At 55.8% G+C, this 26,242-nt stretch carries 27 protein-coding genes; 19 read left to right on the top strand and 8 right to left on the bottom strand.

From position 1 onward, the window contains the following. The first annotated feature begins 183 nt into the window (after positions 1 to 183). From ACO07T_RS02945 to ACO07T_RS02935, 3 genes are all read left to right on the top strand, one after another. A complete protein-coding gene (locus ACO07T_RS02945; RefSeq protein ID WP_422048192.1) occupies positions 184 to 1,371 on the top strand; it encodes an aminotransferase class I/II-fold pyridoxal phosphate-dependent enzyme in 1,188 nt (395 codons plus the stop codon). 14 nt (positions 1,372 to 1,385) lie between these two features. Beyond that, positions 1,386 to 4,310 (top strand): DNA translocase FtsK 4TM domain-containing protein, encoded by a 2,925-nt coding sequence (locus tag ACO07T_RS02940; RefSeq protein ID WP_422048191.1) that lies wholly within the window; start codon positions 1,386 to 1,388, stop codon positions 4,308 to 4,310. 78 nt (positions 4,311 to 4,388) lie between these two features. Beyond that, positions 4,389 to 4,985, top strand: a complete 597-nt coding sequence (locus ACO07T_RS02935; protein WP_422048190.1) for a LolA family protein — start codon at positions 4,389 to 4,391, stop codon at positions 4,983 to 4,985. Between the two features lie 12 nt (positions 4,986 to 4,997). On the opposite strand, the gene ACO07T_RS02930 is transcribed toward ACO07T_RS02935, so the two are convergent. Continuing rightward, a complete protein-coding gene (locus ACO07T_RS02930) occupies positions 4,998 to 5,222 on the bottom strand; it encodes a YdcH family protein (protein WP_209065011.1) in 225 nt (74 codons plus the stop codon). Positions 5,223 to 5,421: 199 nt separating this feature from the next. Here ACO07T_RS02930 and ACO07T_RS02925 point away from each other — a divergent pair, with 199 nt between their 5' ends. Together ACO07T_RS02925 and ACO07T_RS02920 are read left to right on the top strand one after the other, a co-directional pair. Then, on the top strand, positions 5,422 to 5,835 hold the full coding sequence (locus ACO07T_RS02925) for an Hsp20 family protein (RefSeq protein WP_209064786.1): 414 nt from the start codon (positions 5,422 to 5,424) through the stop codon (positions 5,833 to 5,835). Between the two features lie 4 nt (positions 5,836 to 5,839). After that, positions 5,840 to 6,064, top strand: a complete 225-nt coding sequence (locus ACO07T_RS02920; RefSeq protein ID WP_209064788.1) for a DUF1150 family protein — start codon at positions 5,840 to 5,842, stop codon at positions 6,062 to 6,064. A 49-nt stretch (positions 6,065 to 6,113) separates the two neighbouring features. Here ACO07T_RS02920 and ACO07T_RS02915 read toward each other — a convergent pair whose 3' ends face one another. The 3 genes from ACO07T_RS02915 to ACO07T_RS02905 all read right to left on the bottom strand — a co-directional run bounded on the left by ACO07T_RS02915 (position 6,114) and on the right by ACO07T_RS02905 (position 8,242). Then, positions 6,114 to 6,467 (bottom strand): hypothetical protein, encoded by a 354-nt coding sequence (locus tag ACO07T_RS02915; RefSeq protein WP_422048189.1) that lies wholly within the window; start codon positions 6,465 to 6,467, stop codon positions 6,114 to 6,116. A 94-nt stretch (positions 6,468 to 6,561) separates the two neighbouring features. Continuing rightward, positions 6,562 to 7,878, bottom strand: a complete 1,317-nt coding sequence (gene amt / locus ACO07T_RS02910) for an ammonium transporter (protein ID WP_422048188.1) — start codon at positions 7,876 to 7,878, stop codon at positions 6,562 to 6,564. Between the two features lie 25 nt (positions 7,879 to 7,903). Next, on the bottom strand, positions 7,904 to 8,242 hold the full coding sequence (locus ACO07T_RS02905; protein WP_058238401.1) for a P-II family nitrogen regulator: 339 nt from the start codon (positions 8,240 to 8,242) through the stop codon (positions 7,904 to 7,906). A gap of 257 nt (positions 8,243 to 8,499) precedes the next feature. Here ACO07T_RS02905 and ACO07T_RS02900 point away from each other — a divergent pair, with 257 nt between their 5' ends. After that, a complete protein-coding gene (locus ACO07T_RS02900; RefSeq protein WP_422048187.1) occupies positions 8,500 to 10,665 on the top strand; it encodes a transglycosylase domain-containing protein in 2,166 nt (721 codons plus the stop codon). A gap of 42 nt (positions 10,666 to 10,707) precedes the next feature. Here ACO07T_RS02900 and ACO07T_RS02895 read toward each other — a convergent pair whose 3' ends face one another. Both ACO07T_RS02895 and ACO07T_RS02890 read right to left on the bottom strand, forming a co-directional pair. Further along, positions 10,708 to 11,316 (bottom strand): MlaC/ttg2D family ABC transporter substrate-binding protein, encoded by a 609-nt coding sequence (locus ACO07T_RS02895; protein WP_422048186.1) that lies wholly within the window; start codon positions 11,314 to 11,316, stop codon positions 10,708 to 10,710. Continuing rightward, positions 11,303 to 12,082: a VacJ family lipoprotein gene (locus tag ACO07T_RS02890; protein WP_348539433.1), complete on the bottom strand. Its 780-nt coding sequence runs from the start codon at positions 12,080 to 12,082 to the stop codon at positions 11,303 to 11,305. Before ACO07T_RS02890 ends, ACO07T_RS02895 begins: the two co-directional genes overlap by 14 nt. Before the next feature lie 191 nt (positions 12,083 to 12,273). Here ACO07T_RS02890 and ACO07T_RS02885 point away from each other — a divergent pair, with 191 nt between their 5' ends. From ACO07T_RS02885 to ACO07T_RS02865, 5 genes are all read left to right on the top strand, one after another. Then, positions 12,274 to 14,007: a type I secretion system permease/ATPase gene (locus ACO07T_RS02885; protein WP_422048185.1), complete on the top strand. Its 1,734-nt coding sequence runs from the start codon at positions 12,274 to 12,276 to the stop codon at positions 14,005 to 14,007. Beyond that, the gene (locus tag ACO07T_RS02880) at positions 14,004 to 15,308 is read left to right on the top strand and encodes an HlyD family type I secretion periplasmic adaptor subunit (RefSeq protein WP_422048184.1); all 1,305 of its coding nucleotides are present in this window, start codon (positions 14,004 to 14,006) and stop codon (positions 15,306 to 15,308) included. The genes ACO07T_RS02885 and ACO07T_RS02880 overlap by 4 nt, the downstream gene beginning before the upstream one ends. Positions 15,309 to 15,380: 72 nt before the next feature. After that, a complete protein-coding gene (locus tag ACO07T_RS02875) occupies positions 15,381 to 15,842 on the top strand; it encodes a RidA family protein (protein WP_422048183.1) in 462 nt (153 codons plus the stop codon). Between the two features lie 186 nt (positions 15,843 to 16,028). Beyond that, positions 16,029 to 17,216, top strand: a complete 1,188-nt coding sequence (locus tag ACO07T_RS02870; protein WP_422048182.1) for a GNAT family N-acetyltransferase — start codon at positions 16,029 to 16,031, stop codon at positions 17,214 to 17,216. After that, positions 17,213 to 17,503, top strand: a complete 291-nt coding sequence (locus ACO07T_RS02865; protein WP_209078471.1) for a 4a-hydroxytetrahydrobiopterin dehydratase — start codon at positions 17,213 to 17,215, stop codon at positions 17,501 to 17,503. Before ACO07T_RS02870 ends, ACO07T_RS02865 begins: the two co-directional genes overlap by 4 nt. Positions 17,504 to 17,553: 50 nt before the next feature. Here the strand turns inward: ACO07T_RS02865 and ACO07T_RS02860 are convergent, their stop codons facing one another. Continuing rightward, positions 17,554 to 18,042, bottom strand: coding sequence for a peroxiredoxin (locus tag ACO07T_RS02860; protein ID WP_422048181.1), 489 nt, complete (start codon positions 18,040 to 18,042; stop codon positions 17,554 to 17,556). 84 nt (positions 18,043 to 18,126) lie between these two features. On the opposite strand from ACO07T_RS02860, the gene ACO07T_RS02855 reads away from it, so the two are divergent. The 7 genes from ACO07T_RS02855 (at position 18,127) to rplP (ending at position 22,801) form a co-directional block, all read left to right on the top strand. After that, positions 18,127 to 19,335 (top strand): NAD(P)/FAD-dependent oxidoreductase, encoded by a 1,209-nt coding sequence (locus ACO07T_RS02855; RefSeq protein ID WP_422048180.1) that lies wholly within the window; start codon positions 18,127 to 18,129, stop codon positions 19,333 to 19,335. Continuing rightward, positions 19,332 to 19,898: a 16S rRNA (guanine(966)-N(2))-methyltransferase RsmD gene (gene rsmD, locus ACO07T_RS02850; RefSeq protein WP_422048179.1), complete on the top strand. Its 567-nt coding sequence runs from the start codon at positions 19,332 to 19,334 to the stop codon at positions 19,896 to 19,898. Before ACO07T_RS02855 ends, rsmD begins: the two co-directional genes overlap by 4 nt. Before the next feature lie 260 nt (positions 19,899 to 20,158). Next, positions 20,159 to 21,001: a 50S ribosomal protein L2 gene (gene rplB, locus ACO07T_RS02845; protein WP_132862190.1), complete on the top strand. Its 843-nt coding sequence runs from the start codon at positions 20,159 to 20,161 to the stop codon at positions 20,999 to 21,001. Between the two features lie 3 nt (positions 21,002 to 21,004). Then, on the top strand, positions 21,005 to 21,283 hold the full coding sequence (rpsS, locus tag ACO07T_RS02840) for a 30S ribosomal protein S19 (protein WP_209064814.1): 279 nt from the start codon (positions 21,005 to 21,007) through the stop codon (positions 21,281 to 21,283). Positions 21,284 to 21,286: 3 nt separating this feature from the next. Continuing rightward, a complete protein-coding gene (gene rplV / locus ACO07T_RS02835; RefSeq protein ID WP_209064816.1) occupies positions 21,287 to 21,667 on the top strand; it encodes a 50S ribosomal protein L22 in 381 nt (126 codons plus the stop codon). Continuing rightward, positions 21,667 to 22,374, top strand: coding sequence for a 30S ribosomal protein S3 (gene rpsC / locus ACO07T_RS02830; protein WP_209064818.1), 708 nt, complete (start codon positions 21,667 to 21,669; stop codon positions 22,372 to 22,374). The genes rplV and rpsC overlap by 1 nt, the downstream gene beginning before the upstream one ends. Before the next feature lie 13 nt (positions 22,375 to 22,387). Beyond that, a complete protein-coding gene (gene rplP, locus ACO07T_RS02825) occupies positions 22,388 to 22,801 on the top strand; it encodes a 50S ribosomal protein L16 (protein WP_209064820.1) in 414 nt (137 codons plus the stop codon). 275 nt (positions 22,802 to 23,076) lie between these two features. Here the strand turns inward: rplP and ACO07T_RS02820 are convergent, their stop codons facing one another. Beyond that, positions 23,077 to 25,242 carry a methyl-accepting chemotaxis protein gene (locus ACO07T_RS02820; RefSeq protein WP_422048178.1) on the bottom strand — a complete coding sequence of 722 codons (2,166 nt, stop codon included), beginning with the start codon at positions 25,240 to 25,242 and terminating at the stop codon, positions 23,077 to 23,079. A gap of 201 nt (positions 25,243 to 25,443) precedes the next feature. Between ACO07T_RS02820 and ACO07T_RS02815 the strand changes: the two genes are divergently transcribed. Next, a complete protein-coding gene (locus tag ACO07T_RS02815) occupies positions 25,444 to 26,064 on the top strand; it encodes a 2OG-Fe(II) oxygenase family protein (RefSeq protein WP_422048177.1) in 621 nt (206 codons plus the stop codon). The last annotated feature ends 178 nt before the right edge of the window (positions 26,065 to 26,242 follow it).

Here is a 26,242-nt window from a genome sequence, read left to right as displayed (position 1 = left end):
ACCCGCGTGGCATAGCGCGCTCCTAAGGCAGTGTCCATCCTGAGCGTGCCTTGGGGTTTGTGTTGTGGTGGCGCGAAGGCCACAAGCTCAAATGTCCCCGGCATTTTAGTGGACGCAGACTCAGGCTTTGGATAGTTTGGGCACAAACGGGGCGCAATGATCCCGAACTTGAGGCAGTTGAATATGATTTTCCCCGAGCGGTTTTCGAACCTACCGGCTTATGCATTCCCGCGTCTGCGTGCGCTATTGGATCACCTAGAACCAGGTGGCCCAGTTGTTCATATGACCATTGGTGAGCCAAAGCATGCTTTCCCTGACTGGGTGACAGACGAAATTGTTGTGCATTCCGCGACCTTCAATCGCTACCCTCCAAACGAGGGTGCGCCCGAACTGCTTGAGGCCATCGCAGGGTGGGTAGAGCGCCGATATGGCGTCCCGGTTGATGCCGACACCGAAGTGATGGCGCTTAACGGCACCCGTGAAGGGCTTTACAATGCCGCCATGGCGCTGTGCCCGGAAACCAAGAATGGCGAACAGCCGCTCATTCTGACTCCCAATCCGTTTTATCAGGTCTATGCGGTGGCGGCGATCTCCGTGGGTGCGGAAGCATTGTTTGTCCCTGCGACCGAAGCCAGCGGCCATCTGCCGGACTTTGCCGGTCTCTCTGAGGCGCAACTCCAGCGCACAGCAGTTGCCTATGTCTGCTCTCCTGCAAACCCGCAGGGTGCAGTGGCGGATCGCGCCTATTGGGAACAGTTGATCGGCTTGGCCGAAAAATATGATTTCAAGATTTTCGCGGATGAGTGCTATTCGGAAATCTACCGTGGCGAAGCACCTACCGGCGCCATTCAAGTCGCGCGCGATATGGGGGCAGATCCCGAACGTGTGCTGATTTTCCATTCTCTGAGCAAACGCAGCAACCTCGCTGGCCTGCGCTCCGGATTTGTTTGCGGCGGCCGGGAGAGCATTCGCCGGATCAAGCAATTGCGGTCCTACTCAGGTGCGCCTTTGCCGCTTCCGTTGCAAATGGCTGCGGTCAAGGTTTGGCAGGATGAAGAGCATGTGATTGAGAATCGCAGACTCTATGCGGAAAAATTTGAGCTCGCCGATGAGATTTTTGCGGGCATTGAAGGATATCAGAGCCCCAACGCAGGTTTTTTCCTCTGGCTTCCCGTTGAAGACGGTGAGGCCGCAACGGTCAAACTTTGGACTGAAACCGGCGTGCGCGTGTTGCCGGGGGCCTATCTGAGCCGCGATGCAGACGGAGAAAACCCTGGAAAAGGGTATATCAGGGCTGCACTGGTGGCTCCAAAAACCGAGGTGGCAGAGGCGCTGGTGAAGCTGCGCGACTGTCTCTACGGGCAAGAATAATAAAGAGGTGGAGTATGGCGTATCAGGCGAGAGGACGTGGGCCTTTGTTGGATAGCAACACACAGGCGGCGGTCGAAAAACGTGGTAAAGAGCTGATTGGTATCGTGCTGTTGGGGCTGGCGATTATGTCGGCCGCCATGATCCTGTCCTACTCCCCATCCGATCCCAGCTGGCTGTCCGTCACCGATGCACCGGTGCAGAATATGCTGGGGCGATTTGGGGCTTCGATCGCTGCACCACTGTTTATCATTGTCGGCTGGGGCAGTCTTGGGCTCGCTTTGATTTTTGGCGCGTGGGGGTTCCGCTTTGCCTTTCACGTTGGCGAAGAGCGCGTGCAGAGCCGTATTATCTTCGCGCCGATTATGCTGGCATTGGGCGCAATTTACGCTTCGACCCTAACGCCTGGCTCAGACTGGATTCACGCATTTGGCCTTGGCGGCCTGTTTGGCGACACGGTCATGGGCGCTCTGCTGACCATTTTGCCGATCGGAGCCCAGTCGGGTGTGAAATTCATGTCGCTGCTGACCGGGATTGCCTTTGTGGCTGTCACGGGCTTCGTGCTTGGTTTCACCAAACTGGAACTCAGCCGTTTGGCGCAAGGGCTCGTTGTTGGCTTGGTGCTGGCCTATGATGCCCTGATGCGGTTGTTGGGGCGTGGTGCAACCGGCGCGGTGCAGGCTGCAAAGGCCGCGCAAGAGCGTCGGAATGAGCGTCGTGAGCTTGCCGCTCAGAATGACCACATGGCTGCCGAGCGTGGATGGCAAGAAGATGTTCTTGAGGATGCCGACGATTTCCAAGACGCGGTGGTTGAGGCAAAACCAAAGCCTCGGTTGCGCATTCCAGCGTTGATCAAGCGCGCAGAACCGACGCCTGAGGATTTGCCTGAGCAGGAACTCGTCGAAAATCTCTTTGCCGAAGATTTTGGTGAGCGCCCGGAAGAAGCCCGTATCAGCGCCAAAATTGCCGATGTGATGCGCTCACGCGCACGGCGCGGCGTCCCGGTGGCGCCACCTGAGTTGCACAAAGACAAGCCGCTGACCAAGGGGCGTGGCCGAGGCCCGGACCCGCTGTTGTTGGGTGACAATGAACCGACATTGACCGCTGTGCCCGAGCCTGAGGTGGTTGCCGCACCCTTGGCCGGCCTGCGCGCAGAGCCGCCGCTTTCTATGCATCAGCCTGCCTCTCACAACCCCGCGCCAAGTGTTGTCGCATCTGAACCACAGCTGGAAGAGAGCACAGTCGCGGGTTTTGAGATTGTGTCCGACGCCTCAGCAGCCACCCCGGCGCCGGTCGCACCAATCGCACCGATTCCGGTTGCTGAACCGAAGAAAGTTGTACAGCCGCGCCAAAACAAGGTCGTTCAACCTTCAACCCGGGCGCAGGCAGAAGCACAGCCTTCCTTGGCCTTTGAAGAGGAAAGCTCACATTACGAATTGCCGCCACTTGGTCTTCTGGAAAATCCACTCGACATCAAGCGCCATCATTTGAGTGATGAAGCGTTGGAAGAAAACGCGCGGATGCTGGAAACCGTGTTGGATGACTACGGTGTCAAAGGCGAGATCGTGAGCGTGCGCCCCGGGCCTGTTGTCACCATGTATGAACTTGAGCCGGCACCGGGTCTGAAGGCGAGCCGTGTGATTGGTCTGGCAGATGACATCGCGCGTTCGATGTCTGCGCTGTCTGCGCGTGTGTCGACTGTGCCGGGTCGCAGCGTGATCGGCATCGAATTGCCAAATGAAAACCGGGAAAAGGTGGTGCTGCGCGAGATCCTCGCTGCGCGTGACTTTGGCGACAGCAATATGAAGCTGCCGCTTGCGCTCGGCAAAGATATTGGCGGTGATCCCATTGTCGCCAATCTCGCGAAGATGCCTCACCTGCTGATTGCGGGTACCACCGGTTCGGGTAAGTCGGTTGCGATCAACACCATGATCCTGTCCCTGCTTTATCGCCTGACGCCGGAAGACTGCCGTCTGATCATGATCGACCCGAAGATGCTGGAATTGTCTGTGTATGACGGCATTCCGCATCTGCTGTCGCCTGTTGTGACCGACCCGAAGAAAGCCGTAGTGGCATTGAAGTGGGTCGTGGGCGAGATGGAAGATCGCTACCGCAAGATGTCCAAAATGGGTGTGCGCAACATTGATGGCTACAACAGCCGTGTGAATGATGCGCTCTCCAAGGGCGAGACGTTCAGTCGAACGGTGCAAACCGGGTTTGATGATGAGACCGGCGAACCCGTGTTTGAGACCGAAGAGATCGTGCCTGAAAAGATGCCCTACATCGTGGTCATCGTCGACGAGATGGCAGACCTCATGATGGTGGCGGGCAAGGAGATCGAAGCCTGCATTCAACGTCTGGCACAGATGGCGCGTGCGTCGGGCATTCACCTGATCATGGCCACGCAGCGTCCGTCGGTGGACGTGATCACCGGTACGATCAAGGCGAACTTCCCGACGCGGATTTCTTTCCAGGTCACGTCGAAAGTGGACAGCCGCACGATCCTGGGTGAGATGGGGGCCGAACAACTCCTGGGCATGGGCGATATGCTTTACATGGCTGGCGGTGCGAAGATCACCCGCTGCCACGGGCCGTTCGTGAGCGACGAAGAGGTCGAAGAGATTGTGAACCATCTCAAGAGCTTTGGTCCGCCGGATTACATCGGTGGCGTTGTTGAGGGGCCGGAAGATGGCAAGGCAGACGATATTGATGCCGTGCTCGGGCTGAACACCGGTGGCAACACCAATGGCGAAGATGCGCTCTATGATTCTGCCGTTGCGATCGTCATTCAAGACCGCAAGTGCTCCACTTCCTACATCCAGCGCAAGCTGGCAATCGGCTACAACAAGGCTGCGCGCCTTGTGGAGCAGATGGAAGATGAGGGCCTTGTCAGCCCGGCCAATCACGTTGGCAAGCGTGAGATTCTGGTGCCGGAGCAGTGATTTTCCGCTGAGCGCACGAGAAAGTGTGCTCAGCCTCTGCGCAACCCGATAGGGCGCGCCTATATTGGGTTTATGAAAATGGTTAGATTCACACTTGCAGCCCTTGTCGCTGTGACAACCGCGGCACCTGCGTTTGCCGAAAAGCTCTCACTTAATGCGTTGAGCACATATCTGAACGGTCTGAAAACGGCTGAGGCCGCATTTGTTCAGACCTCTGATGATGGTTCTGTCCAAACCGGACGTCTGTTCATTCAGCGGCCGGGCAAAATGCGTTTCGAATACGCGCCGCCTCAAAAGGCGCTCGTTCTAGCGAGCAACAATGCCGTTGCGATTTTTGATGACCGCGCCAACGGAGCGCCGGAGACCTATCCGTTGCGCCGCACGCCGCTGTCATTGATCTTGGCAAGAAACGTCGATCTGGGGGCTGCCAATATGGTGGTTGGTCACAGCTTTGATGGCACGCATACTGTGGTGACAGCGCAAGATCCAAAGAGTCCGGAAAGTGGCCAGATTCAGCTCAAGTTTTCTGATTCGCCTGTCTCTCTACAAGAGTGGGTGATTCTGGATGCCTATGGCTCGCAAACAAAGGTGCGGCTGGATGATGTCACAACCGATATGAGTTTTCCGCGCAGCTTGTTTGACATCGACACCGAGAAACGCAACCGAGGTCAATAAGTAGAGTGCCAATCAGGCAATGATGTCAGGCGTAAGCCGGTCTTCGATCCGTGCGATGATGTCTTTCAGGCGCAGTTTTTGCTTCTTAAAGCGCTGAATGGTCAGTTGGTCGCCGGTACCACGGTCGACAAGTGCGTTGATCGCATCATCAAGATCGCGGTGTTCCTGTTTGAAAACTTCCAATTCGACTCGCAAAACATCGTCTGTCTTCATGGACAAATCGGTTGTGGCATTCATTTGGCTGTCCTCAATCTTGGCGAGAGTCATAGAATACTCTCTTTGTGCGCTGCTGAAAAGCGCAGCAACCACGCGGAATTTATGACAGTTGAGATAGTTGGTGACTTGCGGGATGCCAGAGCCTCCCCCATATTTGTTAGGCAGCCGGTTGCCAGAAAGGGATCGGCGCGCAGACGGTCGCTTTGAAAAGGACGTGTCAATGACCAAACTTACTTTGGGGTCCTATCCCCATCTTCTGGGCTTTGAGCAGCTCGAGCGCCTCTTGGAGAGGACGGCAAAATCCGGTGGCGAAGGTTATCCTCCGTTCAATATTGAGCAGACCTCGGATTACTCCTATCGCATCACACTCGCGGTTGCAGGCTTCCGGGAACAGGATCTGAGCATCACCGTTGAAGACCGTCAGCTCGTTGTGCGCGGGCGGCAGGCAGAAGACAGCGGAGAGCGTGTTTTTCTGCATCGGGGTATCGCAGCGCGGCAGTTCCAGCGCAGCTTTGTACTCGCGGATGGCGTGGAGGTAGGTGAAGCCATTATGGAGAACGGTTTACTGCATGTAGACCTGACCCAGGCGCGTCCTGAGACGATTGTTCAAACCATCCAGATCAAGAAAGGATAAGATTATGCAGGCAGAATTTGACACCCAGTCACTGGATGATCGCGTTGTCTATGTTCGGGAGGTTTTGGTTGCGGAGTTGCCTGAAGAGGTTCAGGAGCAGGCTGAAGGTGCGGAAACACTCTTTGCTGTGCACACGACCGACGGCGAACGCCTCGCGCTTGTGAAAGAGCGCAATCTCGCGTTTATCTTGGCGCGTCAGCACAATTACTCACCGGTAACCGTGCACTGACATCAACCACTCGCAATGAAATCGGCGCGCCTTCGGGCGCGCTTTTGTTTTATGGCAACTTGTAAGCTGTGGTCTCCTCAGCCCAGCCACCGACATTGTCCCTGGCGCGCAGGTAGACAGTGGTTGTTCCCTCAGGAATGGCCACAGAGCTGAGGCTACGGGTAAAAGGTTGCTCATTCACATGGGGATGGAGCAATTCACGGGTCCCTAAAATGGAGCCGTCAGAAAGCTCTACCCGCCAGCCATCTGCATAATCGTCCCAGCCGGTGTCAGGATGTAGGATGGTGACATCAAAGCGCCAGCCGTTGGTGCTCGAGTTTGCTTTGATATCGGTGATCTGCGGCGAATCTGCGAATGCATTGGTCGCAAAAATAAAGCTCAGGAATAAAATCAAATGTCTCATGGGGGCAAAGTACCATGAGCTCTCTGGGCTGTCTTGCAAATGAAAAGCCCGGGCGGCTGCCCGGGCTTCACGATTTCGTTTGTAGCGGCTTTGCTTAGCCTTTGGAGAAGTCCGGATAGGCTTCCATGCCCAGTTCAGACATGTCCAGACCGTTGATCTCGTCTTCCTCAGAGACCCGGATGCCCATCACGGCTTTCAGGATGCCCCACAGGATCAGGGAAGCAACGAAGGTGAACACACCGTAGGCAACGATACCGGTCAGCTGTGCGCCGATGGTTGCGGAGCCGGAGAAGGCCACTGCGATGGTGCCCCAGATGCCTGCGAAGAGGTGAACCGGGATCGCACCAACAACGTCGTCGATCTTCAGCTTGTCCAGCAGCGGAACAGTGATTACCACGATCACGCCACCCACTGCGCCGATCACCAGAGAGCCTGCGAGCGAAGGTGCGAGAGGTTCTGCAGTGATGGAAACGAGGCCTGCCAGTGCGCCGTTCAGGATCATGGTCAGGTCAGGTTTCTTGTAGAGGATCTGTGTCAGGATCAATGCGGCAACTGCGCCAGCCGCTGCTGCCATGTTGGTGTTGGCAAAGATGCGCGAAACGTCGGTGACATCACCCACAGTGCCCATCGCCAGCTGAGAGCCGCCGTTGAAGCCGAACCAGCCGAGCCACAGGATGAATGTGCCCAGAGTTGCCAGTGCAAGGTTGGAGCCCGGCATAGGAACGGTGCGGCCGTCCTTGTATTTGCCGATGCGTGGACCAAGTACGATGGCACCGGCGAGAGCAGCCCAGCCGCCTACGGAGTGCACAATGGTGGAGCCTGCAAAGTCGGAGAAGCCGAGTTCAGACAACCAGCCGCCGCCCCACTGCCAGGAGCCGGAGATCGGGTACAGGATGCCGGTCAGCACAACAACAAATGCGAGGAACGGCCACAGTTTGATACGTTCTGCCAGTGCGCCGGAAACGATTGAGGCGGTTGCAGCAACGAACATAAGCTGGAAGAAGAAGTCAGAGCCAACGGACGCGTAATCCAGTGCGGCGTCAGCGGCGTCGAGGCCAACTGGTTCCAGAGAAGTTGGAACAAAGTTGAACGCGAAGTAGCCGTTGAAGTCGCCAGGGTACATCAGGTTGAAGCCAACCAGCCAGTACATGATGGCGGCTATCGAAAAGAGCGCCATGTTTTTGGTCAGCTGCATGGTCACGTTCTTGGAGCGAACGAGGCCTGCTTCAAGCATCGCAAAACCGGCTGCCATCCAGAATACAAGGAAACCACCCACCAAGAACAGCAGGGTGGTCATGATGTAAGGGCCAATTTCGTCAAAGCCCGGAGCCGCAGCGGCTTCCTGAGCAAAGCTCAGAGTCGGAAGCGCTGTCAGCGCACCGGTCAGAGCAATTTTCGTCAGAGTTTTCATGCGTGTATTCCTTCCTTGCGACGCCTTAGATGGCGTCTGCATCCGTTTCGCCGGTGCGCACGCGGATTGCTTGCTGCACGTCCAATACAAAGATTTTGCCGTCGCCAATTTTGCCGGTCTGGGCGGTCTTGGTGATGGTCTCGACAACTTGGTCTGCCATGTTGGCTGCAACCACGAGCTCGAGTTTGACTTTCGGCACAAAGTTCACAGCGTATTCAGCGCCACGATAAATTTCAGTGTGTCCGGATTGGGAGCCGAAGCCCTTGATTTCAGTGACCATCATGCCGCGCACGCCGATGTCGGTCAGCGCCTCGCGGACCTCCTCAAGCTTGAACGGTTTGATCGTTGCGATAATCAGTTTCACCTTGTTCCCCTTTTGGCGATGCGGGGGCCGCCCCGCGAATTTTGCGTCTGCAGAAAACCGCAGCAGAGCGCCGAAAACGAAGGCTGAAGCCGCGTCAATTGGCTAATTTCGAAGGCATATGCTCAAAAAAAGTGCTAAAAATATCTGATGCACAAAAAATGAGCTTAATGATAACTGAATCCGACTGTACTTCGGCCTTACAAGCAGTCAGCAACGGGGTAAAATAGGCGAAAAGCGAACTGAGCAGCTGGGTATCCATGAGTGATTCAAGACGAAAAAAGTCTCCGTTGGTGGCAGAGAAGCGCTACGGTCGCACAGCGCCAAAGTCCGCTCGCAAGTCTGCGAAACCCAAAGCCAAGCCAGCAGCGACAAAAAAGAAACGCACCACCGCTCGTAAGCCGGCACGCAAACAGAATCCGATTGTCGCGTTTTTCCGCCGGATCATTGGATGGGTGCTGCGCCTTGTCTGGTCGCTGGTTTGGCGTACTAGCTTTGTAGTTGCTCTGATCGTCTCATTTGCCGTGGGCTATGTGTACCTGACCCTGCCCGATGTTGATGAGCTGCTGGATGGACGTGCGCGAGGGTCTGTCACGCTTCTTGATCGTGAAGACAGAGTCTTCGCGTGGCGTGGAGACCAATTTGGTGGTGTTGTGACCGCCGATACGGTTTCCAAGCATCTCAAAAACGCGGTTGTGGCGACAGAGGACAAAAGATTCTACAGCCATTTCGGGATCAGCCCGCGTGGTGTGGCGAGTGCCGTCCGGATCAACCTGCGCGAAGGGCGAGGCCCGCTCTCAGGTCACGGTGGCTCCACACTCACTCAACAGACAGCAAAGCTTCTGTGTCTCGGCGTGGCCTACGATCCCGATGACTGGGAGAGCGAAGCAGCCTATGTGCGGGATTGTCGGCGGGGATCGCTGGGGCGGAAAGCCAAGGAAGCAATCTATGCCATGGCGATGGAGGTCAAATATACCAAAGACGAAATCCTGTCGGTCTATCTGAACCGCGCCTATATGGGCGGTGGTGCTTACGGTGCCGAGGCTGCCGCGCAACGCTACTTCGGAAAGCCCGCTGCGAATTTGACGCCGGCAGAGGGTGCCATGCTTGCAGGTCTGCTGACTGCGCCGTCCTCTTTGGCGCCTACGGCCAATCTGCAGCGCTCTCAAGATCGCGCGGCGACCGTGCTGCGGCTTATGAACGAGCAGGATTACCTGTCAGAAAATGATACGGCCTTTTATCAAGCAAACCCGGCGACGCTGTCAGAAGCAGCCAAAGCGAACGCAGGTGGGTATTTCGCGGATTGGGTCATGGCGTCCGGGCCTGAATTCTTTACTCGTAACACCACGGAAGATGTGATCCTAAAAACCACGTTGGATCCGGATATTCAGGCTGCTGCTGAAGAAGGGCTTCGCTGGGTTTTTGAGAACAAGGTTCGCGAAGGCTCAAAAGCGCAAGCCGCCATTGTTGTTATGTCGGCTGATGGGGCGGTACGCGCTATGGTAGGTGGTCGCGAGACTCAGGTTTCAGGTGCCTTTAACCGTGCGACGCAAGCGAAGCGTCAAACTGGCAGTGCCTTCAAGCCATTTGTCTATGCCACCGCATTGGAGCGCGGCGCTCATTATGACGACAAGGTTCTGGATGAGCCTTATTGCCAGAATATCCCCGGATCAGGTCAGTGGTGTCCAAAGAACTACACCGGAAAATACTACGGAGATGTCTCGCTGACTTTTGCTCTGCAGAACTCGTTAAACATTCCGGCGGTGAAAGTGTCAGAGCAGGCGGGGCGCGAAAATGTGCGCACCGTGGCAAGTATGTTTGGCATCGAAAGCGATCTGGCGGCAGGGCCAGCGCTCGCTTTGGGAGCATCTGAAAGCAGCCTGCTGGAGATGACCGGGGCGTATGCCGGTATCCTCAATGGTGGTTCGTCTGTCACGCCTTACGGGCTGGTTGAGCTGCGGCTGCTTGGAGACGAAAGCTCCCTGATGGGATCGGGTGGCGGCATTGGCGAGCGTGTGATCTCGGATGCCGCGGCGCGCGAACTTATCTGGATGATGGAGAAGGTGGTGAGCGAGGGCACGGGCGCGCGGGCGCAAATGCCTGGCTGGCAGGTTGCGGGTAAGACCGGCACCACGCAAGCCGCACGAGATGCGTGGTTTATCGGCTTTACCAGTGAGTACGTTGCTGGGGTATGGATGGGCTATGATGACAACACACCTTTGACAGGGGTGACGGGCGGCGGCTTACCAGCTGAAATCTGGCGCGAAGCAATGGTTCGCATTCACGAAGGCGTTGAGCCAAAACCTCTGCCTGCCTTTGTGCCCAAGCCGCAGCCCAAAAAGGTTTGGACACCCGACCGACCTAAACGTTCCGGCATCGAAGATGTGGTAAATGGCATCCTGAGAGACATTTTCGGCGGCAATTGATATTGCCGCCGTCAAAGATCTCTACATTCTAGGAAGCTGGGGTCAGCCAGCGTTGTTCAGGTCGCGAATAAGGCCGTCGATGTTGCCATTGTTGCGGTCCAGCAATGCACCGATTTCCGACTTTTCCGACAGACGCAGGCTGATGCCTTCGATGATCATGTCAAAGAAGCGGTTTTGGCCTGATTTGTCAGACACCAGGAAGTTCACCTCAAAAGGCGCCTGACCGCGCAGGGTGACCTGGGTTTTGACTTCATAAAAGCTTTTCACAGGACGACCGCTGACAACATCCACCCGGCCGCCGACAAACTCGTTGAAGCGTTTACCGTATTTGCGGGCGATATAGCCTTGGAATGCCTTGGTGTAGGATTTCAGCTGGCTTTTGCTCGCGCTGCGCGCATCGGGGCCAAGCGCGGAGCGCGCGAGGATGTTCACATCCGCATATTTCACAAAGATCCGCTCGAAATCTTTGATCATTGCGTTCACGGGCTTACCCGAAGAAATCACTTTGTTGATGTCCGCGACGGCCTTCTCGATGAGTGCAGTCGCTTGTGCTTCGTTGGTTGCTAGAGCAGGTCCGGCTGCAGCGCCTGCCACGAGGGACGCGCCAACAAAGGACATAAACGAACGGCGGGACAGCTTAGAAATCGGCATACGGATCCTCATAGGGGTCGAATTCGGGATCGACATAAGTGCTTGCATCGCCGTTTCCAAGTTCGAAGCGGCGGTTCTGCAGGTAAAGAATACGTGCTTGGGCGTAGCTGTCGGCACTCTCGTAGAGAATGGAATCGATGGTCTCGTCGTAGTCATAACGGTTGCCCATCACATTCACGACATAGGCGCCTGCACCGATGTAGCGTGTGGGCTCGCGTGTCACCACAAAGAAGGGGTCCAAAATGATGTCGACAAGCAGGCCGTAGGCGTCGCGGGTGGTTGAAGGGCCAAAGAATGGCAGTTCGGTATAGGCACCTTCGCCTTTGCCCCAGACATGAAGCGTTTCGCCGAAGTCAGTGTCGTGCCGCTCCATACCGCCAGCGCTGGCGACATCGATAAACCCGAACAGTCCAAACAATGTGTTCACGGTGAAGCGCGCAAGGTTGGTGGTTGCTTCGCCCACATTGCCTTGCAGGGAGTTGTTGATGAAGTCGTTTGGCAGCGACAGATGATCTGCGAAATTCGAGAAGCCTCTGCGCGCAACTGGCGGCACGATCGTGCCATAGCCGGTAGCCGCAGGTGAAAGCAGGACTTTGTCGACCGATTTGTTGAAACCGTGGATGCGGCGGTTCGCAGCCTCGTTCGGATCATTGATCCCCGAAGGTGGCTGGCTTGAGGTGCTCGCGCAGGCGCTGACGGTCAAGGCCAACAGGAGGCAAAGCAGATTGCGCTGTTTATTAAGCAAGAATTGTGGCAGGAGGGTCACGTCGTATTCTCTTCTACTCACCAACTATGGCACGTTCACATTTAGATATAGTCTACCTAAGCAGCATAAAGACGAATTGAAACCGCTGTTTTGGTTTCGGCCATATTGGTCGCTTAGGTTGATTCTTTAGCGTTCCATATAGCAAACGAAGATGGACTGCGACCCAAGACTAAGTGACAAGAGTAAAGTTGATGGCATCACCTGCTGCAAAACAAGGCGAAGAAGAACTCAGAAGTGTCCGAAAGCGCAGCCGTGCTCTTTATTGGGCAGTTGGCTTATTCAGCTTCTTTGTGAACCTGCTGATGCTCACCGGCCCCCTGTATATGCTGCAGGTTTATGATCGGGTGCTGGGCAGCGGATCTGAAGAGACGTTGATTGCACTGTCGCTGTTGGTCGCATTTCTCTTCACACTCATGGGTGTGCTTGATTTCGTGCGCGGGCGCGTTATGGCGCGCGTGGGCGCGCGGTTCCAAGAGGATTTGGATCAACGCGTTTTTGATGCCGCAATCCGCCGGTCGACGATCGAAAAGTCGCGTGAATCGCAAACCGCACTTTCAGATTTGGAATCCATTCAACGCCTTCTTACGTCGCCGGTGCTGACAGCGGTTTTTGATATTCCTTGGACGCCTGTGTTTCTGATTGGGATCACGCTTTTCCATCCCTGGCTTGGTATGCTGGCTGTTGTTGGTGGTGGCATCCTGATTATCGCGGCGGTGCTCAATCAGCTTGCCTCACGCAGGCCACTGCAGCGGGTGAATATGTCAACGCATGTGGCCAATCAGATGTCATCTCAGCTGCAGGCTGAGGCTGAGATGGTCAGTGCGCTTGGGATGCGCGAAGCCGCGTTTCGCCGCTGGCGCAAAGCGCGCAGCGAGTCGTTGCAAGCCACAGTTGCTGCTGCCGATGTCGGTGGCCTGTTTTCTACCAGCACCAAAACGTTCCGCCTCTTCCTGCAGTCTGCGATGCTCGGCCTTGGGGCCTATCTTGCGCTGAAGGGGTTGGTCACGCCGGGGGCCATGATCGCAGGCTCCATTCTCCTGGGCCGCGCACTGGCGCCAATTGAAATGGCCGTGAACCAATGGGCTGTCGTGCAGCGTGCCCGTAACGGTTGGCAAAACCTGTCTGTACTCCTTGGCGAAGTACCGCCGGAAGCGCCTCGCACAAAACTGCCTGTACCTGCGGCACGCCTTCGTTTGCAGCAAGTGACTGTGGTGCCTCCGGGCGAGAGCCAGGCGTCTTTGCGAATGATCACATTTGACGTGGCGCCTGGCGAGGCTGTCGGGGTTATCGGCTCTTCCGGAGCGGGGAAATCGACTTTGGCGAAAGCGATAACTGGGGTTTGGAAGACTGCCGGTGGTAAGGTACGGCTGGATGGCGCGACGCTTGATCAATATGATCCAACGGACCTTGGGCGCTATATCGGTTATCTGCCGCAGCGGGTCGAGCTGTTTGACGGCACAATTGCGGACAACATTGCACGTCTCGCAGAAACGCCTGATCCTGAAAAGGTCGTAGAGGCCGCACAAAAAGCCGATGCGCATGAAATGATCCTGAAACTGCCGGAAGGTTACGACACGCAAGTGGCCTCTCATGGCGGGCGCCTTTCGGGCGGGCAAATTCAACGGATCGGGCTTGCGCGTGCGATGTATGACAATCCTGTGCTCCTTGTGTTGGATGAGCCGAACTCCAATTTGGACAATGAAGGTTCCAACGCGCTCAATACGGCAATTCGGAATATGAAGGCTTCGGGCAAGGCGGTCTTGATCATGGCGCACCGACCCGCGGCCATTCAGGAATGCAACAAACTCCTGGTGTTGGAGCAGGGCGCACGACGGGCGTTTGGACCTCGCGACGAGGTGCTCAAAGAAGTTCTGCAGAACTACACTGAGGTTAAAGGCGCAACCACTCCAGGAGGGGTACAATGAATACGAACAACCGTTGGACAGCACGTGCCCCTCTCATCTACGGCGGCATTGCACTTCTGATTTTGGTTGGTGGGTTTGGCGCCTGGGCCGTCGGATCACAAATTGCGGGGGCCATTGTGGCCTCAGGCCGCGTTGAGGTGGATCGCAACCGGCAGGTGGTTCAGCATATCGACGGTGGTGTAATTACCGAAATCGGGGTCGACGAAGGCGATCAGGTGGAACAAGGGCAATTGCTGCTAAGGCTTGATGAAGCGGATCTCATGTCTGAGCTGATTGTGACTGAGGGTGAGCTCTGGGAGATCATGGCGCGCCGTGGACGCCTTGAAGCGGAACGTGATGACGCCGAAGTTGTGGTGTTTGACGGGGAGCTGATCAAAGCAGGTTCTAAAAATCCCGATGTGTCTGGGTTTATGGATGGCCAAGTACGCCTGTTCATGGCGCGTTCGGAATCTTTGGATCGCAATACTGAGCAACTTGGAAAACGCATCGCCCAGATTCAGAGCCAAATCGAAGGCATAGATGCCCAAAGAAATGCACTCAGCCAGCAGCTTGATTTGATCAGGGCTGAATTGGCGGATCAGCAGCAGCTTCTGGAAAAAGGGTTGGCGCAGGCCACACGGGTGCTGGCGCTGCAACGGGAAGAGGCGTCCCTCGCCGGGCAAGTCGGAGAGCTGCTGGCGCAGCGCGCGCAGGCCGATGGCCGTATCACGGAAATTGAAATTGAACTGCTCAAACTGCAGACAACACGCCGGGAAGAAGCGATCGCGACGTTGCGCGATTTGAGATACCGGGAGCTTGAATTGGCCGAGCGTCGGCGTCAGCTGAGCCAGAAACTTGACCGCCTCGCCATTCGGGCGCCGGTGTCCGGCGTGGTCTACGGGCTTAACGTGTTCACGCTCCAATCGGTGATCAGACCCGCAGACCCCTTGATGTTTATCGTGCCGCAGGACCGCCCACTGGTGGCGGCTGTGCAGGTTCCCACCATTCACGTCGATCAGGTCTATCCGGGGCAAGAGGTTGCGTTGCGGTTTTCGGCGTTTGATCAGCGTACGACGCCGGAGCTTGAGGGCAATGTGGTGCGTATTTCACCGGATGCGTTTGAAGACGACCAAACGGGCGAGTCCTACTACGAAGCCGAGATTGAGCTGTCTGAAGGCGAAGTGGAAAAACTGCCATCTGATGTAACGCTGATACCGGGCATGCCCGTGGATGCGTTCTTACGCACAACGGATCGCACACCGCTTGCGTATCTGACGAAGCCGCTCACAGACTATTTCGTGAAAGCCTTCCGCGAAAGCTGACCGGAAAGCTGCTTTCCAAATCAGATTGTTGGGTCTAGCGTCGCGGCACCTTGGCTTTTGGGAGCAAATAAAATGAGCAAGATCGAAGCGAAACTGAGCGAGCTTGGTGTCACTTTGCCGGATGTGGCCGCACCGGCAGCAAACTATGTGCCTTATGTGGTTGTTGGGGACATGGTCTATGTTTCCGGCCAGATTTCTATGAATGAAGATGGGCTCATTGTCGGCAAAGTTGGTGCGGATTTGGACACGCAAGCTGGAGCAGATGCCGCGAAGACTTGCGCAATCAGTCTGCTGGCAGCGCTGAAAGCGGCTTGTGGTGGCGATATCGACCGTCTGGTGCGTGTTGTGAAGCTGGTGGGGTTTGTAAACTCCACACCTGATTTCACAGATCAGCCAAAGGTCATCAACGGGGCCTCCGATTTCCTTGTTGAAGCGCTGGGCGACAAGGGCCGTCATGCCCGTTCCGCGGTGTCAGCTGGTGCGCTTCCGCTGGGCGTTGCGGTGGAAATCGAAGCGATTTTCCAGATCGCGTAAACGGTTTGCTTTTTTGTGGCGCGGTGCATGCCAAATGCACCGCGCCATTTTCTTGGTAGGCATTTCGGCGAGCACCACCAAAAAGTGACGTCCGGATGCCCCCTCGTTGCGTATTGTGATCAAAGCTGGAACGGAGCGCTGCTCCGCACTAAGTGCTGAGTAGCCTTGGGCATTCGGAGAACGGGCATGGACGGCAAGCAAATTGAGATCGAAGTCCACAATACGCTGCGCGACATTCCCGCTGCCGAGTGGGATGCCTGTGCAGATACTGACGGGTTGGCAGGTCAGAGGTGCGCCAATCCATTTGTTTCGCATCGGTTTTTATCAGCTCTTGAGGAAAGCGGATCTGTGGGAGCCGGCACAGGGTGGTACCCGCGTTACCTGACGGTCCGCAGTGATGAGGGATTGGCCGCCGCTGCGCCAATGTACGTCAAAGAGCATTCGCAGGGCGAGTATGTCTTTGATCACAATTGGGCGCATGCATACGAGCAGGCGGGCGGGCGCTACTATCCCAAGTTGCAGTCTGCGGTGCCGTTTACGCCGGTCACTGGCCCCCGGTTTCTAGGACGTATAGACTGGCAGGGACGTGCTCAAGCGGCGCTCACGCAGGCCATGGTCCAGATCGCGGATGACAACGACCTCAGCAGCGCGCATATCACGTTTTGCACGCCTGAAGAGGCAGAGATCGGCAAACAGCTGGGCCTGTCCTATCGCACCGGCCAGCAGTTTCACTGGCTGAATGACGGCTATGACAATTTCGATGATTTCCTTGCCAGGCTGTCATCACGCAAGCGCAAGAACATCAAAAAAGAGCGTGCCAAGGCCCAGCAGTTTGGCGGTGAAATTGTCGCTCTTACTGGCGGGGAAATCCAGCCTGAGCACTGGGATGCGATGTGGCGCTTTTATCAGGATACAGGCGCCCGCAAGTGGGGCTCGCCCTATCTGACCCGCACTTTCTTTGACATCATTCATGAGACCATGCGGGAGGATGTGCTTCTCGTGTTCGCAATGGGCGGGGGGCAAGCCGTCGCTGGGGCCATGAACTTCATCGGACGCGACGTGCTCTTCGGCCGCTACTGGGGGTGCGTTGAGGATCATCCCTGCCTGCATTTTGAGTTGTGTTATTATCAGGCGATGGATTGGGCCATTTCAAACGGCCTGTCTTCGATTGAGGCGGGAGCGCAGGGGGAGCACAAACTGGCAAGAGGTTATTTGCCGGTCACTACTCACTCGCTGCATTGGATAAGAGACGCAGGTTTCCGGGAGGCTGTCGACAAATTTCTGGAGGCTGAACGTCGGGCCGTGTCGCAAGACGTTGAAGTGCTGACGGCTTGGGGGCCGTTTAAGAAGACATCGGAGGAGGACCATCAATGACAGAGCGACTAAGCGAAGCTGCGCGAGACGCCGTATTAGAGCCGCTTCTCGAAAACGGCTGGACCCTAGATACGGAGCGGGATGCGCTCCAGAAATCATTCAAGTTCGACAATTTTGTCGAGGCATTTGGTTGGATGACACGCGCCGCAATTTGGGCGGAGAAATGGAACCACCACCCCGAATGGTTCAACGTCTATAACCGTGTGGAAGTGGTGCTCACGACCCATGATGTCGGTGGGATTTCGGCGTTGGATGCCAAGCTCGCACGGAAGATGGATTCGCTCTAAAGTGTGGCGGCCCGATCTGAATTCCGGAAGGGCCGCCAGAACTGGTTGGCTTAGAGGGCCGACAGCATGGTTTCGCCAGCGCTGACCTCGCAAACACCTGGCGACTCTTCAACGTTCAGCACTTTCACCACGCCATCTTCGAGCAGTGCGGCGTAACGCTTGGAGCGGTTCACAAAGCCGATCTCTGGCACAGAGAACTCCAGCCCCATCGCCACGGTCAAAGCGCCGCTTGGATCGGCCAACAGTGTCACACCTGCTTCGGCGGCTTGAGTGTTCTTGTCCCACGCATCCATCACAAACGGGTCGTTCACCGACAAGCAGATCACTTCCTCAACGCCCTTTTCTTTGAACGCGTCTATGTTGCGCATGAAGCTTGGCAGATGGGCTGAAGAACAGGTGCCCGTAAAGGCGCCGGGCAGACCAAACAGAATAACTTTGCGTCCTTTGGTCAGGCTCTCAACGCTGACGGGTTCCGGGCCTTCTGCCCCAACCTTCATCAGTGTGCCCTCTGGGATGTTATCACCTACAGAAATTGTCATTGATTATACTCTTCGTTGCGTTTCCCTGAAATGCGGATATAGGCTCCGATGCGATTGACGCAATGGCCGCGAGGAGAGTGTAACGTGACGCACGTTGTTGTGATAGGCGCTGGTCAGGCCGGTGCGGCCTGTGTGGCGAAACTGCGCACACTTGGTTTTGAAGGGCAAATCACGCTTGTCGGGGCGGAAAATGTGCTTCCGTATCAGCGGCCTCCGCTCTCCAAAAAATACTTGCTCGGGGAAATGGCGCTGGAGCGTTTGTTCCTAAGGCCTGAGAGCTTTTATGAAGAGCAAAACATCAATCTACGTCTTGGTACCCGTGTAACGGCAATCGATACAGTTGCGCGAAAGGTTGTCACTGAGGCGGAAGAGCTGACCTACGATCATCTGGTCCTCGCGACGGGCGCTGCGCCCAATAGATTGCCTGGCTCCATCGGTGGCGATCTCGGCGGAGTCTTTGTCGTGCGGGATCTGGCAGATGTCGATGCGATGGCGCCGGAATTTGTCGAAGGTCGCCGTGTTTTGATTGTTGGCGGTGGCTATATCGGTTTGGAGGCCGCAGCGGTGGCTGCGTCCAAGGGATTGAAAGTGACACTTGTTGAGATGTCAGAGCGTATTCTGCAACGTGTGGCAGCGCCGGAAACGTCAGATTACTTCCGCAATCTGCATGCAGCTCATGGTGTTGAGGTTCTGGAAAACGTTGGCCTTAAAGGCTTGCAGGGCGAGGGGCGCGTTGTATCTGCTGAGCTGACGGATGGCACCCAGCTTGATGTGGATTTTGTCATCGTCGGTGTGGGCGTGAAACCGAATACGGCACTGGCGGAAGGTGCAGGCATCGCGCTGGACAATGGCATCAAGACGGACGCGCTGGGGCGCACGGATGTTGAGGCTGTGTGGTCAGCGGGGGATTGCGCGTCCTTTCCCTACAAAGCGGAGCAAATCCGCCTTGAGAGCGTTCCAAACGCTATTGATCAAGCTGAGGTGGTTGCGGAAAACATCATGGGCGCCGAGACGCCCTATGTTGCGAAGCCTTGGTTCTGGTCAGATCAATACGATGTCAAACTTCAGATTGCGGGCCTGAACTCGGGTTACGATCGTGTGGTGACGCGCGACAATGGCGATGGTGCGAAGTCCTTCTGGTACTATCAGGGCCAGACGCTTCTTGCTGTTGATGCGATGAATTCCGCACGCGACTATATGGTTGGCAAACGCCTGATTGAGGGCGGCAAGTCGCCAAGTGCTGAGGCGGTTGCGGACATGACGATTGAGATCAAGGATTTGATGCGCCTGTGAGGATCATTGCCGGAACATGGCGCGGAACAGCGCTGGCTGCTGTGGGTAAAGGCGATGCAGGTAAACATCTGCGTCCAACGACAGATCGCGTGCGTGAAAGTCTCTTCAACGTGCTTATGGGCGGCAAGTTTGGCGATCCTATAATTGGCGCACGTGTGCTGGATCTCTTTGCCGGTACAGGCGCGCTTGGCCTTGAGGCGCTGTCTCGCGGGGCTGAGCATGTGACTTTTGTAGACGATGGGCGCGTCTCCGGACAACTCATCAAGAGCAACATTCAAAGGCTCAACGCCAAGGCTAGTACGCGATTGTTGAAAATGGATGCGATCAGACTGCGTGCCAATGATGCAGACCCTTGTGATTTGGTGTTTCTGGATCCGCCATACGGAAAGTCGCTTGGACAAAAGGCGCTTGTCGAGGCGGTAAAACACGGTTGGCTGGCCGAAGATGCGCTCATTGTATGGGAAGAGAACGCACCTCAGCTGGCGCCTGAGGGGTTTGAGATGATCGATGCCCGAAAGTACGGCGACACACATGTGACGATGCTGCGCCGGGCCCCTGCCTAAAGGCGCGGTAGCCATCTTGGGGCATAGGCATCGGTGCGGTGCGTCAAACCCCAATAAATCTTGGCGCTGCTATAGACAGCCTTTCCGATCCCTGTTACATCGCGCCAGTCGTGTGGCCTCAGATTCGTTCTGGGGCTGCACCGTTTTTGAACCGGGGACCTTCGGGGCCCTATAAACTTGGCCACCTTCGGGGGGCTTTAACATAGCCGGACCAAAGACAAGAACCTAAGGTCTGGCGCGCTATACGGAAGACAGAAAGCATGGCACTCAAGTCGTACAAGCCGACGACGCCGGGCCAGCGTGGGCTGGTGCTGATCGACCGTTCGGAGCTTTGGAAAGGACGTCCTGTCAAAGCCCTCACTGAGGGTCTGACAAAATCGGGCGGCCGGAACAACACCGGACGGATCACCTCGCGTCGTCGTGGTGGTGGGGCGAAACGCCTTTACCGGATCGTTGACTTCAAACGGAACAAATTTGATGTAGCGGCAACCGTTGAGCGGATCGAATACGACCCGAACCGGACCGCATTCATCGCATTGGTCAAATATGACGACGGCGAGCAGGCATATATCCTCGCGCCTCAGCGTCTGGCAGTTGGCGATCAGGTGATCGCGTCTGCAAAGGCCGACATCAAGCCGGGCAACGCAATGCCGTTCTCGGGCATGCCGATCGGTACGATCGTTCACAACATCGAACTGAAACCAGGCAAAGGCGGCCAGATCGCCCGTGCAGCTGGTACCTACGCTCAGTTTGTTGGTCGTGACGGTGGTTACGCTCAGATCCGCCTGTCCTCTGGCGAACTGCGCCTCGTGCGTCAGGAATGCATGGCCACCGTTGGTGCCGTGTCCAACCCTGACAACTCCAACCAGAACTTCGGTAAAGCCGGCCGTATGCGCCACAAAGGCAAGCGTCCGAGCGTTCGTGGTGTGGTCATGAACCCGATCGATCACCCTCACGGTGGTGGTGAAGGTCGTACCTCCGGTGGTCGTCACCCAGTGACACCATGGGGTAAGCCGACCAAGGGTGCGCGTACCCGCAACAAAAACAAAGCGTCGCAAAAGCTTATCATCCGCTCGCGTCACGCCAAGAAGAAGGGGCGTTAATAGATGTCTCGCTCTGTATGGAAAGGCCCTTTTGTGGATGCTTACGTGCTTAAGAAAGCCGAAGCAGTTCGCGAATCCGGTCGTAATGAAGTGATCAAGATTTGGTCCCGTCGTTCCACCATCCTGCCCCAGTTCGTGGGCCTGACTTTTGGTGTGTACAACGGCAAAAAGCACGTTCCTGTGCTGGTAACCGAAGACATGATCGGTCAGAAATTCGGTGAATATTCGCCTACCCGTACCTACTACGGGCACGCGGCCGACAAAAAAGCGAAACGGAAGTAAGTCATGGGCAAGGCAAAGAACCCCCGCCGCGTGGCTGAAAACGAAGCAATGGCGAAAACTCGCATGCTTCGCACCAGCCCGCAGAAACTGAACCTGGTGGCCGGCATGATCCGCGGCAAGAAAGTTGAGAAGGCTCTGACCGACCTGACTTTCTCCAACAAGCGTATCGCGCAGGACGTGAAGAAGTGCCTTCAGTCCGCGATTGCCAACGCCGAAAACAACCACAACCTGGACGTCGACAGCCTGATCGTTGCCGAAGCCTATGTGGGCAAGAACCTGACCATGAAACGCGGTCGTCCGCGCGCCCGTGGTCGTTTCGGCAAGATCATCAAGCCGTTCTCTGAGCTCACCATCAAGGTGCGTCAAGTTGAGGAGCAAGCCTAATGGGTAACAAAGTCAATCCGATTGGCATGCGCCTTCAGGTGAACCGCACCTGGGACAGCCGCTGGTATGCTGACACCAAGGACTACGGTGATCTTCTTCTGGAAGACCTCAAGATCCGTGAGTTCATCAAGAAAGAGTGCAAGCAAGCTGGTGTTGCACGTGTGATCATCGAGCGTCCGCACAAGAAGTGCCGCGTGACCGTTCACACCGCACGTCCTGGCGTGATCATCGGTAAAAAAGGCGCAGACATCGAGACTCTTCGCAAGAAGATCGCAACGATGACTGACTCCGAGCTGCACCTCAACATCGTTGAAGTGCGTAAGCCGGAACTCGACGCTCAGCTGGTTGGCGAGTCCATCGCTCAGCAGCTGGAACGCCGTGTGTCTTTCCGCCGCGCGATGAAGCGTGCCGTTCAGAACGCAATGCGCATGGGCGCCCTAGGTATCCGGGTGAACGTCGCAGGTCGTCTGGGTGGTGCCGAAATCGCACGTACCGAATGGTACCGCGAAGGCCGTGTGCCTCTGCACACCCTGCGTGCTGACATCGATTACGCACATGTGGAAGCGACCACCGCTTACGGGATCATTGGTATCAAAACCTGGATCTTCAAAGGCGAGATCATGGAGCATGATCCACAGGCGCGTGACCGCCGTGCACAAGAAGTCCAGGATGGCCCTGCACCACGTGGTGCCGGTGGTCGTCGCTAAGGGAGACTGATCAATGCTTCAACCAAAGCGTACTAAATTCCGCAAGATGCACAAAGGCCGCATCAAAGGCGAAGCCAAGGGTGGCTCCACCCTGAACTTCGGCTCTTTCGGCCTGAAGGCAACCACACCGGAACGCGTGACCGCTCGCCAGATCGAGGCAGCACGTCGTGCAATGACCCGTCACATGAAACGTCAGGGCCGTGTTTGGATCCGTATCTTCCCAGACACCCCAGTGACCTCGAAGCCAACCGAAGTCCGTATGGGTAAAGGTAAAGGTTCCGTGGACTATTGGGCCTGCAAAGTGAAGCCGGGCCGCGTGATGTTCGAAATCGACGGTGTTGACGAAGACATCGCACGTGAGGCTCTTCGCCTTGCAGCGATGAAACTTCCTGTCAAAACCCGCGTCGTTGTTCGCGAAGACTGGTAAGAGGTTGGTGAGCGACGCTCACCATCTTCAGAGAATTGACCCCTCGCTGGAAACAGCGGGGGGTTTCTTTTTGAGGCATGAAAGATTTTGCGCGAAGTCTAACCGCAAAGTGGCTCGCAGTTTGTCTTAGAAAACCCGGCTCTGCATGTTTCATTCAGCTGTGCAAAGCGCCTTAAAGGAAGGGCATCTTTTTGCGGGCTCGCAAATGGTGCGCCTAAAGTAAAAAAGCCCCACCTGAACCGCGGGGCTTTCTGATTTGTTCTGTCATTTATGGTTCAGGCTGCGGCCCATTCCTCATCAAGCGTATCTTCATCGCATTCTGCGGTGGCGTGGTCTTTGAGCTTGAAGCCGGAGATGGCCCGAACAAGGCTTTCAGCTTCCCCAAGCAGCACTTGCCCAGAGGCTGCTGTTTCCTCGAGCATTGCGGCGCTCTTCTGGCTGTCGTGATCGAGGCTTTCCACCGCTGCGTTGACTTCCGCGAGTCCGGAGGATTGGTCCGCAGCGTTCTCCGCGATCTCATTCACTTTGCCGACAACCTGTTCAACAGCTTGAAGGATTTCGCCGAGCGAGTCTCCGGTTTCATCCATCAGCTCAACCCCGTTCACCACTTCGGCCTGCGAGCTGGAGATAAGCGTGTTGATTTCATGTGCTGCATCAGACGAGCGTTGTGCCAAAGCGCGCACTTCAGAGGCCACAACCGCAAAGCCACGTCCTGCGTCGCCTGCGCGGGCGGCTTCGACGCCGGCATTCAACGCCAGCAGGTTGGTCTGGAAGGCCACATCTTCAATCAGCCCGGAGATCTGCGAAATCGCATCAGAGCTTTCTTTGATACGCTGGATGGCCGCCACCGTTTGGTCGGCAACGGTACGCGTGGCTTCTGCCTTCTCTTGTGCGTTATTGACGTGTGTCCGTGCTTCTTGTGCGCTTTGTGCTGTGCTGTTCACAGTTTGCGCAACGGTTTGAAGTGAAGAGGATGTCTCTTCCAAGGAGGCCGCAGAAATTTCTCCTCGGCGTGAGGCATCATCCACGGACGATGAGATTTCCTTCGATGTGCGATTGAGGACGTTGGACGAAGAGGAAAGCTGGCGCACCATCCCGTCAAGACTGCCGACCAGATGATCCAGCGTATCAGAGATGTCTTTGAAAATACCCTTCTGTCCGGACGGCATATTGTGAGAAAGATCTCCTGTTCCTAAGATTTCGAGGGCTTCCTTTACGTCTCCAAGGCCTCTTTCAGTCACTTCACCAATTGTGTTCACCCCGCGTCCTAACTCCGCAAAGGCGCCATCGGAATTGCCGATGTCTATCCGACGGGAAAAATCGCCTTCGCCGCAAGCATCAATGACTTTCGATATTTCTCGCGTGAGATGGATGCGCGTTTCTTCGGAATTTCGGAATACCGCGACAGCCTCGGAAATGTCCGCCATTTCGCGAATACGGGATTTCGGAAGGTCGCTTGAGAAGTCTTCGGCCATAACTTCCTTGAGAACATTATCAATTTTTCGAAGCGGCCGGGAGATGCCGCGCGCAAGCAGGATGGCCAGAATGGCAAAGAGCCCGCCGCCGATGATGGCAGCCCAGCGGGAGCTCATTTGCGCCTGCTGGCTGAGGATTTCGCTTTCCCTCAGGATATTGTTGGCCGCACCCTGAACCTCATTCAGCAGTTGATCCATGAGCGGTTCAGCATTTGCAAAATGGGCAGATGCATCGCTGCGTTGGCCGAGCTCAGTCAAGGTTTCCTGTACCAAGGCGGTGAAAGAGGCTTGATACGCATCTAGATGTGGCAGGATGCCTTCACGCTGTGCCGCGCTGTCATAAAAGAAGACAGGGAAGCCGCGGAACTCTTCTATGCGTTTGGACACTTCGCCCAGCCAATGTGCGCTTGGGTCGAGGAGAAAGTCTTTCTCATGTTGGCGCATGGTCAGAACTTTGACCCGAAGGACCGGGATCGCAACGCCTTCGAGGCTTGTCTCCATGGCGGCCACGGCTTCGCTCAGTTCGCCTTTGAGACCGTCAGATTGCGTGAGGCCGAGGCGCTGATTGCTGGCCGCAATCGCTTGAAAACTCTCCTCATAAAGAGAGATATGCTCTTTCAACTGGGAAAGCGGTTCGGAAGCATTTTGGAGCTCTGGCAGTTCTGCCACAAGTGCCTCCAACTCCTCTATATAACCGTTGAGGTCAGTCATCACCGCAGCGTGGCGATCGACATATTTTCTATCCAGTCGCAGAAGGAAATCCTTTTCCGCGCGCCGCGCCATAAGGAATTCGATCTTAATATTCTCAGCGGCAATCATTGCCTCTTCGATGTTATGCACCCGATGCTGCATGTCGTCGCGCATCTTATGGGAATAGAGTGAGATACCAGCAAGGCCTCCCATAACGGTAAGCGCCATAACGATGATTGTTAGGATCGCAAAATTGACTGTGACCTTGGATTTCATGCTCTCTTCCCCTCATTAGCAACGTGATATTGGCCAATGTGATAAAAGGGGTAGCAATTACCGGTTAATTTAACGTAGCAGCGAATATTGGGATCTAATTAGCATTCTAATTGCCATTTTAAATCTAATGTTTTCAGGGAGGTAATTCCATATTTCACTCAGCGTCTCGCCATTGGTCGCGACGCCCGCTAGGAAAGACACATGTCTACAATCGAATCTCTTTTTGTGACGCGGCTCTATCGGGCGCGTCTGTCAGAACAAGGCCCTGCCGTGGATACCGCAGAGCTTGAAGCCTCTTGTTTCTCGATCGCCGAAGACGATGAAGCGGGGCAGGAATGGTGCGAGAATAATGCCTATCCGGGCTATACCTCCTATGCATCGCTCACCGATTTGCCCTGGCGGTTTCCAATCTTTGCAGATGTCGTCAAAGCGCTGGACCTGCATGTGGCAGCTTTCGCACAAGATCTGGAATTCAACCTTGATGGGCGTGCGCTGAAGCTGGAGGATATCTGGATCAACATTCTTCCTGAGGGCGGGATGCATGCGTCTCATATTCATCCGCATTCGGTGATCAGTGGCACCACTTATGTCTCCATGCCCGAAGGTGCGAGCGCTTTGAAACTGGAAGATCCACGTTCCGGGCGGATGATGGCAGCACCTGTGCGTCAGAAGGATGCGCGGCGGGATCTGCAGCCGTTTATCTATGTAAAACCAGAGGTTGGCGATGTCCTCCTATGGGAGAGCTGGTTGCGCCATGAAGTGCCGATGAACATGTCGGAAGAAGAGCGTGTCAGCGTGAGCTTCAACTACGTTTGGGAGTAGTTGAAGGCGTAAAATCGACGTCTGTATCACGTCGGTATTGCAGCTGTATCGCGACTGTATCGCGGAGGTGCCTTTGTCGGTCTCCGCGATTTGCTTTTTGAGGTGCAATTCAAGGTGGAATCTAAGTGCGGAATGGCAACAGATCGCCTTGAGGTTAACCAATGGCGCCGCGTTAACT

This window comes from Shimia sp. (assembly GCF_965227725.1).
Lineage (GTDB): Bacteria > Pseudomonadota > Alphaproteobacteria > Rhodobacterales > Rhodobacteraceae > Shimia.
This window is presented reverse-complemented; position numbering and strand designations above follow the sequence as displayed.